Source organism: Stakelama sediminis, from assembly GCF_014199335.1.
Lineage (GTDB): Bacteria > Pseudomonadota > Alphaproteobacteria > Sphingomonadales > Sphingomonadaceae > Sphingomonas > Sphingomonas sediminis.
Map to the genome: position 1 here is coordinate 20,285 of NZ_JACIJI010000010.1, position 16,084 is coordinate 36,368.

Annotated in this window: 15 protein-coding genes; 2 read left to right on the forward strand and 13 right to left on the reverse strand. The window is 58.2% G+C overall.

Translation table 11 applies throughout. The features are described from left to right. Positions 1–29: 29 nt before the first annotated feature. From FHR23_RS15555 to FHR23_RS15575, 5 genes are all read right to left on the reverse strand, one after another. Entirely contained in the window at positions 30–440 is a 411-nt protein-coding gene (locus tag FHR23_RS15555; protein ID WP_184005840.1) for a DUF2958 domain-containing protein, read from the reverse strand. Continuing rightward, complete coding sequence (locus tag FHR23_RS15560; RefSeq protein ID WP_184005842.1) at positions 437–1,408, reverse strand: ArdC family protein; 972 nt, start codon at positions 1,406–1,408, stop codon at positions 437–439. Before FHR23_RS15560 ends, FHR23_RS15555 begins: the two co-directional genes overlap by 4 nt. 409 nt (positions 1,409–1,817) lie before the next feature. After that, on the reverse strand, positions 1,818–2,501 hold the full coding sequence (locus FHR23_RS15565; protein WP_184005844.1) for a lytic transglycosylase domain-containing protein: 684 nt from the start codon (positions 2,499–2,501) through the stop codon (positions 1,818–1,820). Next, positions 2,489–3,058, reverse strand: a complete 570-nt coding sequence (locus FHR23_RS15570; protein WP_343043199.1) for a S26 family signal peptidase — start codon at positions 3,056–3,058, stop codon at positions 2,489–2,491. The genes FHR23_RS15565 and FHR23_RS15570 overlap by 13 nt, the downstream gene beginning before the upstream one ends. Next, positions 3,051–3,266 (reverse strand): MerR family transcriptional regulator, encoded by a 216-nt coding sequence (locus tag FHR23_RS15575; RefSeq protein ID WP_184005848.1) that lies wholly within the window; start codon positions 3,264–3,266, stop codon positions 3,051–3,053. The genes FHR23_RS15570 and FHR23_RS15575 overlap by 8 nt, the downstream gene beginning before the upstream one ends. 153 nt (positions 3,267–3,419) lie before the next feature. Here FHR23_RS15575 and FHR23_RS15580 point away from each other — a divergent pair, with 153 nt between their 5' ends. Continuing rightward, positions 3,420–3,758, forward strand: coding sequence for a hypothetical protein (locus tag FHR23_RS15580; RefSeq protein ID WP_184005850.1), 339 nt, complete (start codon positions 3,420–3,422; stop codon positions 3,756–3,758). Positions 3,759–4,472: 714 nt separating this feature from the next. Here the strand turns inward: FHR23_RS15580 and FHR23_RS15590 are convergent. From FHR23_RS15590 to FHR23_RS15605, 4 genes are all read right to left on the reverse strand, one after another. Continuing rightward, on the reverse strand, positions 4,473–7,085 hold the full coding sequence (locus FHR23_RS15590) for an RHS repeat-associated core domain-containing protein (RefSeq protein WP_184005853.1): 2,613 nt from the start codon (positions 7,083–7,085) through the stop codon (positions 4,473–4,475). Positions 7,086–7,199: 114 nt separating this feature from the next. Next, complete coding sequence (locus FHR23_RS15595) at positions 7,200–9,038, reverse strand: hypothetical protein (protein ID WP_184005855.1); 1,839 nt, start codon at positions 9,036–9,038, stop codon at positions 7,200–7,202. Between the two features lie 294 nt (positions 9,039–9,332). Further along, a complete protein-coding gene (locus FHR23_RS15600) occupies positions 9,333–9,674 on the reverse strand; it encodes a hypothetical protein (protein ID WP_246359948.1) in 342 nt (113 codons plus the stop codon). Between the two features lie 227 nt (positions 9,675–9,901). Further along, on the reverse strand, positions 9,902–10,150 hold the full coding sequence (locus tag FHR23_RS15605) for an RHS repeat domain-containing protein (RefSeq protein WP_184005857.1): 249 nt from the start codon (positions 10,148–10,150) through the stop codon (positions 9,902–9,904). A gap of 151 nt (positions 10,151–10,301) precedes the next feature. Here FHR23_RS15605 and FHR23_RS15610 point away from each other — a divergent pair. Further along, positions 10,302–11,473, forward strand: a protein-coding gene (locus FHR23_RS15610) for an IS3 family transposase (protein WP_184005859.1) whose coding sequence is annotated in 2 segments (ribosomal slippage) — positions 10,302–10,566 and positions 10,566–11,473 — 1,173 coding nt in all. Because the reading frame shifts where the segments join, the coding sequence is not laid out codon by codon here. 478 nt (positions 11,474–11,951) lie between these two features. Here FHR23_RS15610 and FHR23_RS15615 read toward each other — a convergent pair. The 4 genes from FHR23_RS15615 to FHR23_RS15630 form a co-directional block, all read right to left on the reverse strand. Next, on the reverse strand, positions 11,952–12,167 hold the full coding sequence (locus tag FHR23_RS15615; RefSeq protein ID WP_184005861.1) for a hypothetical protein: 216 nt from the start codon (positions 12,165–12,167) through the stop codon (positions 11,952–11,954). Then, positions 12,164–12,700 (reverse strand): hypothetical protein, encoded by a 537-nt coding sequence (locus tag FHR23_RS15620; RefSeq protein WP_184005863.1) that lies wholly within the window; start codon positions 12,698–12,700, stop codon positions 12,164–12,166. Before FHR23_RS15620 ends, FHR23_RS15615 begins: the two co-directional genes overlap by 4 nt. A gap of 357 nt (positions 12,701–13,057) precedes the next feature. Continuing rightward, positions 13,058–13,381: a hypothetical protein gene (locus tag FHR23_RS15625; RefSeq protein WP_184005865.1), complete on the reverse strand. Its 324-nt coding sequence runs from the start codon at positions 13,379–13,381 to the stop codon at positions 13,058–13,060. Positions 13,382–13,473: 92 nt separating this feature from the next. Continuing rightward, the gene (locus tag FHR23_RS15630) at positions 13,474–16,074 is read right to left on the reverse strand and encodes an RHS repeat domain-containing protein (RefSeq protein WP_184005867.1); all 2,601 of its coding nucleotides are present in this window, start codon (positions 16,072–16,074) and stop codon (positions 13,474–13,476) included. Positions 16,075–16,084: the final 10 nt, after the last annotated feature.

Below are 16,084 nucleotides of genomic sequence, written 5' to 3' on the forward strand. Positions count from 1 at the left end.
CATCAAAATAGTATTTTGATGGGAAGCCCTCATCCGTCTTCTGACGGAAGGTCGGATACTGCGGCACGGCGCAGCAAGGTTTCGGCAAAAGAGATGGACCCGGCGCGGCGCGCGGTGGCGGCCCAGACGGAAATCGGATGGACGCTCTCGAACGCGATGTCGCGCTCGATCCCCAACCCCAAGGGCAGACGCACCGAAGCAATTTCGGACAGGCTGAAGCTGCCGAGTTCGGGGCATCCGAAGCCAAGATCGGCGAGACCGAACAGCGTGTCGCCGTCCGCGTCCAGTTCGGTCGCAAGCCATGTCGCCGCGCCTGTGGGATTGAACCATTTGAGCACCGGCACGGGGTCGGGTTCGAGGCGTTCGTCGCGCAGGGCGGCGCGGCGGTTGATGGCGTTGGCGCGCAGCATGCAGCGCAGTTCGGGGGTCAGGAGGATCATGCCGCCGCCCTTTCCATCTCGTCGCGCGCTTCGTCGCGGCGGGCCAGCAGCCATTCGGCGGCTTTGGTGGCGGCGCTCGCCGCGCGGAAGATCGCGCGATTGTCCTCGCGCAGGACTTCCAGCCATGACGCGATGTAATCGGCGTGGCGCACGGTCGGCACGATACCGAGCGCCGCACACAGAAAGGCGCTGCCCATCTCTGCCACCAGTTCCTCGCGGGCATAGTCCTTGCTGCCGAACGCGTTGACGATGTTGCGCGCCAATCGCGAGGCATGGCCGGTCGCATGGGTCAGTTCATGCAGCGCGGTCCTGTAGAAATTGATCTGCTCGTAAAATGCCGGTTGCGGCGGCACCTGCACGAAATCATGGGCGGGCGCATAGAAAGCCCGGTCGCCGCCGATACGAAAATCGACGCCCGACGCGGCGATGAGGGCTTCGGCAACGGGTACGATCTGCCGTTCGGGGAGCGGTTCGGGATCGGGCGCAAGGCCGGGACGCAGTCCTTCGCACTGGGCGAGATTGAACACGGTAAAGCGTTTCAGGAAGGAGACGCTGCGCGCTTCGCCGCCCTCCTGTTGCGCGCGCTGCTTTTCGGCTTCGGGGGTGAAGCGGTCGGCATAGACCACGGTCACGCCATGTTCGCCCTTGCGGACGCAGCCTCCGGCATCGCGGGCCTGACGAAAGGTCAGCCAGCCTTGCGAAGGATAGCCATGCTCGAACAGAGCGCCCCACAAGATCAGCACATTGACACCCGAATAGGTGCGCCCGGTCACTGCGTTGCGCGGCAGTCCCGGCGTTGCGCCGGTTCCTTTTCCATCGGGCGTCCCCCAGGGCTGGACCCACGGAATGCGGCCGCCTTCGAGTTCGGACAGGATCCGGTCTGTCACCGCGTCATAGAGATTGGCGCGCGGCGGGGTGGACTGCTCCCCGCCCTTTCCCGCTGCGCGGCGTTGGTTGTTCTGGCGCATGGCTCACCTCCAAATACCGCCCAAAACCCGCATGGCCTCCCCCGGACGTGGGGGCGGGCGGCGAACCGCGACCCACCGGGCGCGGCCAGGGAGGCGGCCCGCACCGTCAAGGCCGCAGCGAAGCGAAGGAGCCGGCCTTAGCCGGCTTGCGGACCGCCGGGCCGTGCCCAAAGGGGCGTGCCGCCCGCACCCACGACCGAGGGAAGGCCACCAACAACGCCGCCGCGCGGTGCTCCCGCGCGGCGACCATCGGCCGGGCGTCAGACCGGCCCCTGCCCCAGCGATCGTTGCCGGACGGGCGGGACGCGCGGCACGCGCGGCCCGACGGAGCGAGCGCACAGAGTGCGCGCGGAGCAGAGCGCGGTCGCGCCCCAGGCGCGAGGGGCCGTGCCCCCGCACAGCAGCGAGGTCAGCGCTTTCGGGAAGGCCGGTCCGGATAGGCGATATCCGTCGTTGCGACAGTGTCGCCATGGTCGCCGGTGTCGTTCGCGGTTCGACGCACCGCGAACAAGGCCGGGAGTGCCCGCGGTACGGACTTCGCCTCGTCGGTGCCGCGCCGCACGACGAACAGCGCGTTTGCCGGCATTACGGCGGGAGCAGCCGCCATGGTCGTTGCGGCCCGAACCCTATGGCCCGTGACCCGGGCAAGATAGGTGCGGGTCTCGGCAGGCAGGGCCGAACGTCCGGAGAGTGTTGCGGCATAGCGTTCGGGGCCGGCATTATAGGCACCGAACAGGCCGGGATAGCCGAACCGGTCGTACATCAACCGCAGATAGAAGGCGCCTGCCAGGATATTGTCCTGCGGATCATAGGGGTTCATGCCCAGTCCCAGACGCGCACGCATCGAGGCCCAGGTTGCCGGCATCAGTTGCATGAGCCCCATGGCGCCGGCGCGGCTGGTGACCGGGCGGCCGGCGAGCAATGGATGGCCGCCACTTTCGGCGCGCATGACCGTCTCGATCCAGGCGGGGGGAAGCCCGAACCGCCTCGCCGCCTCGCTGATCAGCGGCATCCACCGGTCGACCGGATCGGCATGGGCCGGCAGTGCGGTCAACAGGGCCAGCGCAGCGAGCGTCGCCTTCAGCGCGCCCATAGCAGATGCGCCCGTCCGATGATGGCATCGCGCCCGACCGGCCCGAAATAGCGTCCGTCGAACGAGGCGGGATTGCCGGTGAGCAGGAACACCGCGCCGTGCCGCAGGACGATACAGCCGCGCCACCATGGCATGCGGCGATGCTGACCATCACGCAGGCGACGCTCGGCCCGTCGGCGGCCGTTGATGGTAATGGTCTTGCCCATGGCGCAAACAGTATCGCCGGAGGTTGCGGCAATGCGCTTCACCAGCGGAACGCCCGTCGGCACATAGCGCCGGGCATCGGCAAAGGCGCGCCAGCGGGCCGGCAGGCGTGCAAGCACCATGTCATGGACGGCAGGATCGTTGGCGGCCGTGATAGCGTACAGACCGACCGGGACGCTGGCTGAAGCATTCCAGACCAGCAGCGGTCGTGGCGGCACCGCCACGGTCAGGCCAAGCCCGGCTGCCAGCAGCACCGGAATAACGCCCCTCCTGCGCAGTCTTCTGCGCCGTACCCGGTGGTGCCGCATGGCATCGCCGATCTGGCGAATCACGTGTCGTTCGCGGTCAGTCACCGGCCATCGCCTTACTGCTATGTGCGCGCGACCAGGCATCGAGATCGTCGATATGATAGACGACATAGCGGCAGTGGCGCCGATAGACCGGCCCGGCACCCTGCGATCGCAGGCGCTCGAGATGGCGCGCCGTCAGCCCCAGATAATGGCCCGCCTGGGGCGTGTTGAGAAACGGGCGCGGTCTTTTCGCTGCCGTGTCGTCGTCCATATCGGCTCCTTGGGCACCGGAGGCGCCCGGGTCAGGTGTGGAGCGGCAATGATCGCAAACAGAAGCCATGCCTGCAGAGGCCCGAAAAGCGCCATGCGCATTTTCGGGCCCGGTCGCGCGTACTGTACATTCGTCCAGCTCCAGGAGTCCGGCATGGAGACCCACGTCCTCGACCAGATCGTCCGCCAGACCAATGAGCACACTCGCGAAGCCGTCGAAGCGATCCTCGCCGGCAAGGCCGCGAGCGCGTTCGACGCCATTGTGCCGGGAGTGGGCGTATCGTCGAGCATGCCGAAGACGATATCCGCCACGCCTATATCGCGCGGAATTTCGCCACGCTGTCGGCTGAGGAGCGCGCGGCAACGCTCGTGCTCGATCGCACCCGCGACGACCGCCGGCGGCTCACCGATGCGATCCGGCTCGCGCTCCTGCACGACGGCACGCTCTGCGAGGATGCCGTGGTCGCCAGCGTGCTCGAACCGTGCGGATTGACCAAAGCCAAGGCCGCTGCCGCCATCTATACCCCCCGGCGCCGTCGTCACGTTCGGCAAGGGCGACCGCGAACAGCGGCTCAGCCGGGGCCGCGCCTACCGGGTCGATTGGGTCGATGCCGACGACGGCACGGATGGGTGCGCACGATCCACAGCGCCCGGGGCACCACCGCCGATCCGGTGATGGAGCCGGGGCGTTATAGGAGGCTATCTCAAATCAGCAGGTCAGAGGCAGCGCTTTGCTAGCTGTTGCCCAATATCGACGCGCTGTCCCATGCGAACGCCCGGGGAGTTCTCTTCTGGCCGTGCGACCCAAAAGCTGACGACGCTGCAAACCAGCGGCTTATTCGCAACCCCATTATCCGAAATCGAGATTAGATATCGACCGCATGTTTCAGGATCGTCGGCCACCATGCATGAGTTGACCGTAATCTCATCCGTTTGCTCATCGATCGTGGCGACTGTCGCCATGGATGAGCTAGCAAAGGGTCCGACTACCGACACTGTGCCAAGATCCGCATATCGAAGTCTCATCCATGTGCGCCCGCCGAGTTCTACCGAATCTCGTTCGATTGGCACAAAGCCCCGACGCTCCGAATGCAACATGGGCTGTAACTCAAGGCAGAATGTCTGGCCGCAGAAATTGGGAGCGTGTGGAGGTGCCGAACTGGAAGCTGTGAGAAGTAACGACACCACTTGAAGAAGAATGTTCATATTAGCAGCCTTGATAATCTGGTTTTGAACGACAGACGTTGGCGTTGGCCCGGTCGGTTTTTTGAATAGCGTCGCTCCTGATCTCGCCTAGCGATTGGGTCCCCAATTGAGTGCCGGTTCTTGCAGACATTATGTCTGACTGGGGTCGATTATAGCTGGTAGGTGGCGTCCTGTTGGGGGCCGTCCCAGTTGATCCCTCATAACCATCGCGGGCGCCCATCGTATGTCCGATTTCATGAGCGCCAACTCCACCTTGGTCAGTCGTTCCCGTTTGGACGTAGGCCTTGTTGCCACCAATACTGCTGGCGCATGACGAATCTGTACCGCAAACACTCGACTGGAAGCCGGTTGTGCTTAGTTGCACTTCTGTTACGCCCTTGTTTCCGATCATTGAACTGTCCACCACAATGACCTCGATGGCTTCCCTGTTCGGCGTGGCGAGATTGCCCAAGGTGCTAATGATATCATTCTGCGCTGCCGTGTTTCCAGCATCTGGACCCGAAAACGCAACCATGACCTGAATCGTCACGTTTCCGTTCTTATCCTTCACCCAGGTTGCCCGCCTTCCGGTTGCATCCAACATATTCACCGGATCGTTTGCGACATAAGCATAGAGGTTGAACTGGTCCTCATACCCAACCGGGTCGGTCTGGAGGAACCTGCCGAGGGTGGGTGAGTAGATGCGGGCCTTGTAATAATACATGCCCAGATCATCGAGCCAGACCTGGCCGGTATAAGCGAACCGTCCGTAAGGCTCCCTACCGGTCGTCTCGCTGTTGCGCGGAATGCCATATTCGTCATAGCTGTTGATCGCGATTTTAGTGCCCGCGCTGTCGGCCACCGAGACGATCGAACCCTGATGGTTGACCTGCAGGCTGCGCCGATCGGTGAGTCCTGCGCCTTCATACCAGAGCATCGGATCGTCATCGCCCGGCCCGTGAACATAACGGCTCAGCAGCGTGCCGTTGGTAGCATATTCAGCGACCAGTTCGTTGCCGTCATACAGGAACTGCGTGGTGCCCGAAGGGCCGCTCGCCTGGAACAGCCGCCCCGTCGGATCATAGGTCAGCGTCACCCTGGCCGCACCCGTTGCGGTGAGCAGCCGGTTCTCGACATCATAGGTATAGCTGCTCGATCCGTCCGAAGTCAGATTGCCGTTCAGGTCATAGCCGAACGCTGCCGACCCGATGTTCGTATATTGGTTCAGTCCGTTGGTCGTATAGTTGGGGTTCGCATTGACATAGCCGGTATAAGCATAAGCATCGTTGCTTCGCGTGGTCGAGGCGATCTGGCTGGCGGGATTGTAAGTGAAGCCCGTCGTGACATCGTTCGCGGTGCCGGCAAGGTTATCCGCAAGGCTCGACAGCCGCGAGATCGCGTCATAGCCATAGGTCGAGCCCACCGCCCCGCGCGTATCGCCCGAACGGCGGCTCGCATTGTCATAGGCGATCGTCGCGATCGTCATGCTGCCGTTCTGCTTGATGCTCGTCAGCCGGTCTAGCCCGTCATAGCCATAGACGAAATAGGTGCTGTCCGGATGCGTCACGCGCGTCCGGTTACCGTCCGCGTCATATTGATAGCTCAGCGTCCGGCTCGTGCCGCCCTGATTCGTCGTTGCCGAGGTCAGCCGCCCAAACCCGTCATAGGCGTTGGTCAGCCCCTGCCCCGACGTCGAGCCGAACCGCGCATAGGTCTGATGCCCCTGCAGGTCATAGCCATAATAAACATCGCTCGCACTGCCTGGCACGTTCTTCAGCGTCATCCGGTTGAGCGTGTCATATTGATACGCGATCGTCTGATTGTCGCGTTTCCTCAAGGAAGTCCGGTTGCCGTTGGCGTCATAGCCATATTGTTCGTAATCGCTCTCGTTAAGCGCGCCGGCGGTCTGCATGGCACTGGCGGGCGTAGCGTCGTTGAACGCGCTTGGACGCGCCTTGGCCGGGAACACCCAGCGGCTCTGTCGGTCGAACCCGTCATAGCGCTTCTCCGCGCGATTGCCGTTGGCATCGACCACCTGAGCGATCTGGCCGTTGGCCGTATAGCTGTAGGTCACATCCGCAACCTCGACCGAGGTGCCTACCGCCTTCCGCACCTGCAGCAACTGGCCTGCAGCATCATAGATGTTCTTCGTGATGCGATCGGGGCCCTGGCTCCCCGCCGTCCCAAGCGTGCAGGCGTTCGTCGGCAGCGAGTTGAACGCCGCCGGGTTCATCCGTACCGCGGTACACTGTAAGCGCCCTACCGTATCATAGCTGTACTGGGTAAGACCGGTCTTACTGACCACGGTCCCGACCTTGCCGCTGACCATATCGGTCAGCTTGCGGTCCATCGCGTCATAGCTGGTGTCGAGGATCGTGTTGGCCGTAAACTGGCTCCCCCAATCCTTCACATCATCGGACGTCGGCACCGTGGCTATACTGCCGGTCTCAACCTTCGTCAGATTACCGGCAGCGTCATAGGTGTTGCGCACCGCAGGATGCGGCAGCGGTCCCGATCCATCCGGGTCCGGGCTCACAACACCCGTCACCCGACGCGCCGCATCATAATATGTGTGCGTCGTGTAATCCTGCGTCTGCGCCATTACAGGCACCGCAGTCAGCAGCGGCCCCACCATTCCGACTGTTCCCAGAAGAAATCGAACTGTAGCTGTATTTCGCATCGCGCCCCCCGGTCTATCAAAGCGCTATTCAAGCGCGTTCCATCTCGACTTTTTAAGTCGTCCAACGAATCAACTGCAGCCGTTCAAACCTGCGCTTGCGCTTGTTTCTGATATCCGATCTCCGAAATAGTTATATTGGTAACAGGTCCAGAGAGTCCGAATTTGTCCTGTTCCATCGGCTGCTCGCCTACCGACCCCACGCAGCAAGAGATTGTTAGGACCGGAGCTCGGACCGTAATCATAGTCGGTTCGGATCTCATCCCCAGTGTTCGTACAAGGCACGTAGGTGCGGCAGGTGGACGTTCTTGTTAACAACGAAATTGGAGATCCAGCAGCAACCGGATTACCGGACGAGTCCAGCACGTAGGCCGTCCTCATTGTGTACGTATATGTCGTAACTGGTCGCACCGCCCCAGTAGAAGACGCGGGCCCGGTTTCGGTCACCACCTGACCTCGCGAGTTATAGGTGAAGTCAGTTCGGTAGCCCTTCGGATCGATCACAGCTTGCGGCAGATTGCAGGTCGCTTGGGTCGATTGGCTACATGAAGAGGGGTAAATATACTGCGTTATCAAGTCATCTTCTTCAATGCCCGACTTAGAATGTTTAATTACATAAGTAACGTTATACCTAGTGTCGAACTTGTATTCGACCCGATTACCTTCAGGGTATGTGACGCCTGAAATATCGCCCCTGTCGTTCTGTGAAAATTCGGTAACCCTTGAAAGAGGGTCCTCAACATAATGAAGGTTTAGACTGGCAGACGGCCACATAGGCCCCAAACTGCTGGAGTACGCCAATTGTATGGGCTGACCATCGACTATGGATTGTATCCTGACACTATGCCCAGCAGCGCCCCCCCAAGAGCCGTTGGGATTATACGAATTGATGTAGTTAACCGTGAGGTCATTGGTCTTGATCTGGCTGACCAAAATCTCATCATGAGAAACCGAGTCCGGCGTACCATATCGGGAATAGGATATTTCTATCGTTCCCTTTACAGCAGCACCGCTTATCCGTCTTGGGTAGTAGTAGGTCCAGGATGGACCGTTGCACTTGGGCGTTCCGGGCGTCGGATTGTAAACGCAGGCAGGCTCACCATCGAAAGCAGTGATACCTGTAAAGTCAACTGAAGTTGTCTCGCCGGCAGCATTGCGCAAAATCATTTCATCTTGCGAAGACCCGGCCACCGAAGCAGATCGGCTTTCCTCCAGGTTTTGGCATAAATGCGACGTGTCGCTGTCACAATAGTCTCGGGCCAAATTAATTGCTTGCGTAATATTCCCAGACGTCCTCAAAAGGAAACCGAAATTATTTCGCATAATAGGTATTGGAGAATTCCCCGGATCCACTCCAACCTCCGAGGCCCAGCCCCATACTTCCCTGCCGTCCGGGTAAATTAGCTTGTTGTTCTCAATTTTTAATCCGTATTTATTGGTAAATACGAGCCCATTTGCCGATTGCGTAAGCGTCGCACCGGTATTGAATTCAGCCTCGTATGGATCCGACGAGCCGGAGAGCCGTCGAAATGTCATGCTGCCACCGGGATACCAGTATGTCACATAATCGTAGAATCTGTAGACATATTGCGGATCTCGAACTTGCGATCGAGATCGCACTCCAAAAGACGCCTGCGGAACAAGCTCTACGCCGTTTTGCGGAGCATAAGTGCGGGAGAGAGCGGAATCCCCCGCCCCGCCGATAGAAATCAAAGGAACCGACAGGCCACCGTAGCGACCGGAGTGCAGCTCTACGCCGAATTTACCCAAAACAGGATGCTCGATTGGCGGTGGCAGATGCTGCGCGACTGCCCCCGAGGGCACGAGAGCAGCGAACACCGGAACGCCCGCAAACCACCTTCTCTGAACAAAGACCAAATAGAAAGTCCGAAACAATTCTTCTGCTAACATTACCCCGCCCCTCAATATCCGTTACTTTTTTCAAAACTCGATTATACAAAATAATACAAGGCATTCGTCTTCAATGTTTTGCATAATTATTTTTGACGATAAGTCTTCTCGAATTACGCAGCCTGCCGCTGCGAAAGTACATTACAACCTAATTTTGCGGCAGCGCTGGTAAAACGCCTTAATATTTTGACATGGAGAATGATACAGTAGTGCACTGCTGGAAGGCCAACAGAACTCGAGAAGACTCCACCTTTGCAAACAGAGTTAACGCAGCGCCATTCACGATAAGGCCACTTACCGCGGACAAACCATTCCCAGTTCGGTTTGCGTGCAGTTACCGCCGGTTCCCGGAGTACCGGGATCCAGGCCAGGGCCACCGCCTGGCGGCAAAGATCCACCACCAGAACCCGATCCGCCACCACTAGTGCTTGAAACGCCGGTGATTTTCACGTTGGTGCGGTTGTCGGCCTTGTCGTGGCTATACTCGGTCTTCACATTGTTGTTGACCGCGCCGCTATGCTCGACCACCACCAACCGCCCTTGGGCATCATAGGTATAGGTCACCGTCTCTGCCGCAAATGCCGAACTCACGTTCGCCAGCGCGATCGCCAGAGCGCTCGCCATTACCATGCGCATTATCACATTGCCCCCCTTCGTCGCAGCTTTCCCGACTGAAACAATATGCCATTAGATCGCCACGACCGATCCAGCACAAGCTATAATGACAATTTCTCGTCCATTCCCGATCTTTTACATCCCGAGCAGAACCCTTCGGGGAACTCAATGTCTTCCGCAGAGCAGCAAAAGCAAGCAAATCGGACACAAAAAGAGGGCTGACTACACGCACGCGCCCTCAAACTCGATCAGCTCAATGGGATAATTGTAAAACCGTTGAGAGGAACCACAACAATTTTAGGCGCACAAGACGCAGAAGACTTCACCGTGTCGCGATTTCCCGCTTTATCATAGCTATACTCCATCTGCGCACCAGCGCACCTGCCGCCGTTCAGCGATACGGCCGTGAGACGCCCCAACGCATCATACTCATAATTTTTAGTCTCCTGTCCTGCAGCCAACGCCGCGGGCAGCAAGAGCGTTACCAAAAGCGACATGAATTCCTCCTTTGCCGAAAATCGCAATTCGTTGATTTCTGCACCGATGCCTCCCGACGAAGCAATGCCTTTTCCACCGGGTTTACTGAGGTGGTGCCGGTTTTCTGGACAGGATGCTAAGCTAATCCCGACCTGATGGAATGGCACGGAAATGAAAACGACAAGGAAGCGCTACAGCGCGGATTTTAAGGCGAAGGTGGCGCTGGAAGCGATCCGAGGTGACCTGACGCTGGCGGAGTTGGCCGCGAAGCACGGTGTCCACCATACGATGATCGCGGCATGGAAGCGGCAAGCCATCGGCGGGATGGCGGGCACGTTTTCTGGGGCGAGCGACGCTGCGAGGGCGGCCAGTGAGAGCGAGGTTGAAAAGCTGCACGCCAAGATCGGGCAACTGCTCGTGGAACGCGATTTTTTAGCGAAAGCCTCCGGTCGATGAGCGTGGCGCGGAGGCGGTCTATGATCGAACCTGCTCACCACCGCCTGTCGATTTCGGCGCAATGTCGCCTGCTCCAGATAAGCCGCTCGTCCTATTACTACGCCCCGGTGCCGGAGAGCGAGGAAACGCTGGCGCTGATGACAATGATCGACGAGACCTTCATGGAGTGCCCTTGGTATGGCAGCCGCCAGATGGCGCGGCACCTGCAGCGAGCAGGCCACGCGGTCGGTCGGCGCCGGGCGCGGCGGCTGATGGCGAAGATGGGGCTGACGCCGATCTACCAGCGGCCGCGAACCAGCGATCCCCACCCGCAACACCGCGTCTATCCGTATCTGCTGCGCAAACTGGTGATCGACCGGCCCAACCATGTCTGGTGCGCGGACGTGACCTACATCCCGATGCGGCGCGGCTTCCTTTACCTGGTTGCCATCATGGACTGGGCGACGCGCAAGGTGCTGGCCTGGCGGCTGTCGAACACGATGGATGCCGGCTTCTGCGTTGCGGCGCTGGAGGAGGCTCTGGCCCGCTACGGCAGGCCGGAAATCTTCAACACCGACCAGGGCAGCCCATTTACGTCGCAGGCCTTCACCAGCGTGCTGCGTGATGCCGAGGTGCGGATCAGCATGGATGGCCGGGGCCGGTGGATGGACAATGTGTTCATCGAGCGCCTTTGGCGCTCCCTCAAATACGAGTGCGTGTATCTGCACGCCTTCGAGACTGGATCGGAGTTGCGCGCTGGCCTTGGTCGGTGGATCACCTATTACAATCATCACCGTCCGCACTCGGGCCTTGCCGGGCGCACCCCCGGCGAGGCCTATCGGCGGATCGGACAATCAGACCATGGGGGGCATGCCCCCCATGGTCTGATGATCAAACAGGCGGCATAAATGACAACCGGGATTAGCTTAACTTAGCCGCCAAACTGTCCAAGAAGGCGGGACCACCTCATTAAGGGACGAGGCGTAGCTCCGGTAATTGAGGAAGAAGTCAAACACGAATTACGCCCTTGTTATTCAATAAACATTAAAGCTGAAGGCCGTTTTTGCTTTCCAAGACGAGATTATGAGTGACAGGAACATCACCTCCCAACCTCCAATAGCTTACTAGAATCTCAGTGATTTTACCAGTATCATCGGTTTTATACTGATATGTTAAATTTGGAAGATAAGGATCGTTCATTCCGGTCGAAGGATAAGCACTTCGGGTTCCCGCTCCCCACCACCCTCCACATTTATCAGCCCAGGCATTGACCACTGTCTTGTCAGAATAAGACGCAGCTCGGAGAGCATTTTTTGAGCGCACAAAAACTTGCGCCCCTGCTTGAATACAACTGAGTTTAGGGATAGAGCAATCTACAATATTCCCCTACGTATAGGCCACATCCTGTGAAGGATGCGGGCCTTGCTCAGCGGGGTGCCCAATATAAAACTTATCACCTATTATGACAAAGAAGTAGGGATATTCTCTATCTGCATAAACGATATCTCCTTTAACATCAGCCATACTGTCAAACTTTGGAGAATCGCTTTGTATGGCACCTGCCAATCCCATGGCAACGAATAGAATATTTTCAAAAATCATCGGTACCTCCGCCCAAATATCTTTAGCGCAACCCCATTATAAGGATTTTGATGGGCTGACGGACTCAAGGGGATTCCACCAAGCGCTCTGATTTCTCCTGGTGTCTGATGAATACCCTCGTGAAGGAACTCAACCGTCATTTGATCCATCGTTCCCAAGCCAGGCCGAGAATCAAGAGCTCCCGCATAAATGCGAAGATCGCCAGGATTCATACTCATTTTCGCATCGCCTATCCGAGAATCTAAGCTGACGTTATTTGGGTCTACTGTCGCCGTCGCGCTAGCAAGATTCGATGCGATCTCGTTTCCAGTAACATTGAATGGTTCAACACCATCAACCTTGACTTGGAATTTTGTGTCACCCGCTTGGGCGGCAGCGTTCGCGGCGTTAGTCATTGCGCTTTCCGCCTTAGCATAATCCTTATGATCGTCTGCCGTCGCAGCACGATATTGAACTTTGTTGTTTTCGTCCTTGTAAGCAACACGATCGATTTGACAGGAATACGCGCCCTCACCGTTTTTGGTGCAAGACATCCCAGTGGGGTCTTTTCCATTGACGGGATCGTTTGCGACAACTGATCCGCTTGAGGCGGCGCTGCCATAGCGGTGCGGTTTTCCCGAGGCGGTGCAGCGGTTTACGCGCACACGCGGGACGCGGATCGGGCGGGAGGCCGGATTCGCCCTTGAGGCGGTTTTTCATGACCGCGCGAGCGGCCTTCAAAGATCAGGTGGCATCATGCGCGCGGACGCGCGCAAGGGCAAGCGGCTACGGCACCGTGAGTCTCCCCACCAGTGCCGTCTGTCTCCCTAAAAAACGATGTGCAGACAATGGCTTAACCCACAGGGGGAGCCAGTCCTTTTATCTTGCTATTTTCCTACGGCACACCACCATCACATTCCCGGATACTCAAATGCATTTTCGATATAGACTACATCGCCTGACTTATCGACGAAGACCCTGTAAATGCGTCCAAAACGGTTCGCTTTGTCAACTCCGCCATAGACTTGATACATGCGAACAATATCGCCCTCTTTTATTCGGTTCGACAAACGGGGTTTAGGGATTTCCAAACCTTTAGTTAGGTCACCGGAAAGGGTGTAATCTAGGTGCAGCTTCTTCAACAGTCCGAGGAAAGCATCTTCTCGCATGGGGAGCTTAATCGATAGATTGTATTGCTTGTCGAAGGGAACCTCCCCGTCGTTGGCAATAATCATGCTATTTCCCCGGTCAATTTGCCCGGCATCCGAATTATGCGTTGGGCCGCAAGCTGTCAGAAGAACTAGGCAGAGAGCGTGAAAAATCCTCATCATTTCGACCCTCCACACACTTCAGGGCTGCTTTGACATGTGGGAATTTTGGGCTTCAGATCGTTGCCTGATCCGGGGCGAAGGACGCTCGTAGGAGCTTTGTCACCAGTGATTACGTTGTAAGCTGTTCCAGCGTAAGCGTTAGAATTATCAGAGCGAGGCGTGTAGTCGAGCTTTGCGTCATCAACGGCCTTGTTGAAGTTGGTCAGCTTACTCTGGGTATCTGAAAATTTGCCAGGAACGACAACGCGACTTCCCTCAACAACCGCGCCTCCGGGTTGCTTAGTGTCATAGGACTTTGAAGCTGGTCCGAATGTTGTGACCAATTTGGAATTCTGAGAGCTGTTAGGAGAGATTGGCGCAGCCCGGTCGCTCGCAGCGCCGGAAAACCCACCCTTATATTCTGGGTTTGGCCCGCCACGGGAGACCATTGTGACGCCCGTTTCGGTGTCACGGATCACGATATATTGATGTTCGAAACCCATGCCGCCGCTAATTGGATAATACTGGAGTTGAACGATCGTATCCATCCCCGTCGGGTCTGTGCCGTTCACCGGATCGTTATTGACATAGGCATAGAGGTTGACCTGATCCTTGTAGCCGACGGGATCGGTCTGGAGGAATCGGCCGAGAGTGGGCGAGTAGATCCGGGCTTTGTAATAATACATGCCGAGATTCTTCAGCCAGGTCTGCCCGGTATAGGCGAACCGTCCATAGGGCTTGATACTCGTCGTCGTGCTGTTGCGCGGAATGCCATATTCATCATAGCTGTTGATCGCGATCGCATTACCGCTGCTGTCGGCGATCGAGACCACAGAGCCTTGATGATCCACCTGCAGGCTGCGCCGGTCCGACAGGCCCGAGCCGTTGTACCAAACCAGCGGATCGTCATCGTTCGGGCCATGAATATAGCGCGCCACCATGGTGCCCGCGCTGTTATACTCGGCCACCAGTTGATCGCCGTCATAGAGATATTGAATAATCCCTTCCTGACTGCCCGAAGTCTGGAACAGCCGCCCGTTCGGATCATAGACCAGGGTCGCCGTCGTCGCTCCGCTTGCCGCCACCAATCGGTTCTCGGCATCGTAGACATAGGCAGTCGAGCCGTCATTGATCAGATTGCCATTGGCATCATAGCTGAAGCTTGCCGATCCGGCGGCGGTATACTGGTTCAGCCCGTTCGTCGTGTAATTGCGGTTGACGCTCACATAGCCCGGAAAGGCATAAGCATCGTTGCTGCGTGTGCGGCTGATGATCTGGCTGGCCGGATTATAGCCGAAGGTGCTGGTGACATCCTTTGCGGTGCCCGCCAGATTGTCGTTCAGGCTCGCGAGCCGCGAGATGCCGTCATAGCCATAGCTGCTGCTGACCGCACCACGCGTATCGCCTGAAACCCTACCCTGATTGTCGTAGCTGACCGTCGCAACGGTGGTCGAACCGCTCTGTTTGATCGCGGTCAGCCTGTCGAGACCGTCATAGACATAGGTGAAGTAAACATTATCGGGAAAGGTCAGCCGCGTACGATTGCCGTCTGCATCATATTGATAGCTCAGCGTGCGCGTATGGCCAGCCTGATTGGTGGTGGCCGAAGTCAGCCGCCCAAACCCGTCATAGACATTGGTCAGCCCCTGACCTGTTGTCGGGTCGTTGAACCGGGTGTAGGTCTGATGACCTTGCAGGTCATAGCCGTAATAAACGTTACGCGTTGTCCCTGAAGGTGAGCACGCCCCTACCTGGATCGGCGCGCACCCGTTGGGGATGTATTTCGAAACCAGCCGGTTCAACGCGTCATAGTTGTAGGTTATCGTTCTTCCGTCGCGCTTTCTCAGCGACGTCCGGTTGCCATTGGCGTCATAGCCATATTGCTCATAATCGCTTGACGATACGCTTCCCGGACTCGTCTTCGACGGGAAGTTCCATTTGGTCTGACGGTCGAACCCGTCATAGGTCATGCTCGCCTTGTTGCCATTGGCATCGATGACGCTCGTCCGCTTGCCGTTGGCGCTGTACGTATAGGTCGCATAGGCCTGTTCGAGGCTCGTCCCGACACCCTTACGGACCTGGGTCAGTTGCCCGGCGGCATCATAGACATTCTTCGTGATCCGGTCGGGGCCGTTGCTGCCCTGCGTTCCCAGCGTGCATGCACTAGCCGGCAGCGAGCCATAAGCCGAAGGATTCATCCGCACGGCCGTGCATTGAAGCCGTCCCATGCTGTCATAGCTGTATTGCTTCAACTGATAGCTGGTGCTGCCGCTTTTAACCGTCTCAGTAAGCTTGCGCCCCATTGCGTCGTAGGTCATCGACAGCGTCTGGTTGACGCTGAGGCTCCAGCCCGATGGCGCACTTCCCGCTGCAGGTACCGTTGCAATATACCCCTTTTCAACCTTGATGAGATTGCCGCGAGCATCATACGTATTACGCACTGCCGGATGCCTCAGCGCGCCCGCCCCGTCCGGGTCCGAACTGACTGCACCGACCACCCGGCGCATCGCATCATAATAGCTATGCTTCGTATAGTCCGACGTCTGAGCAGAAACCGGCGTTGCCAGCAGCATCGGCACCGCAGCCGCAGCACCTGTCAGTGCAGGAAACCATCTCATCCCCATCGCT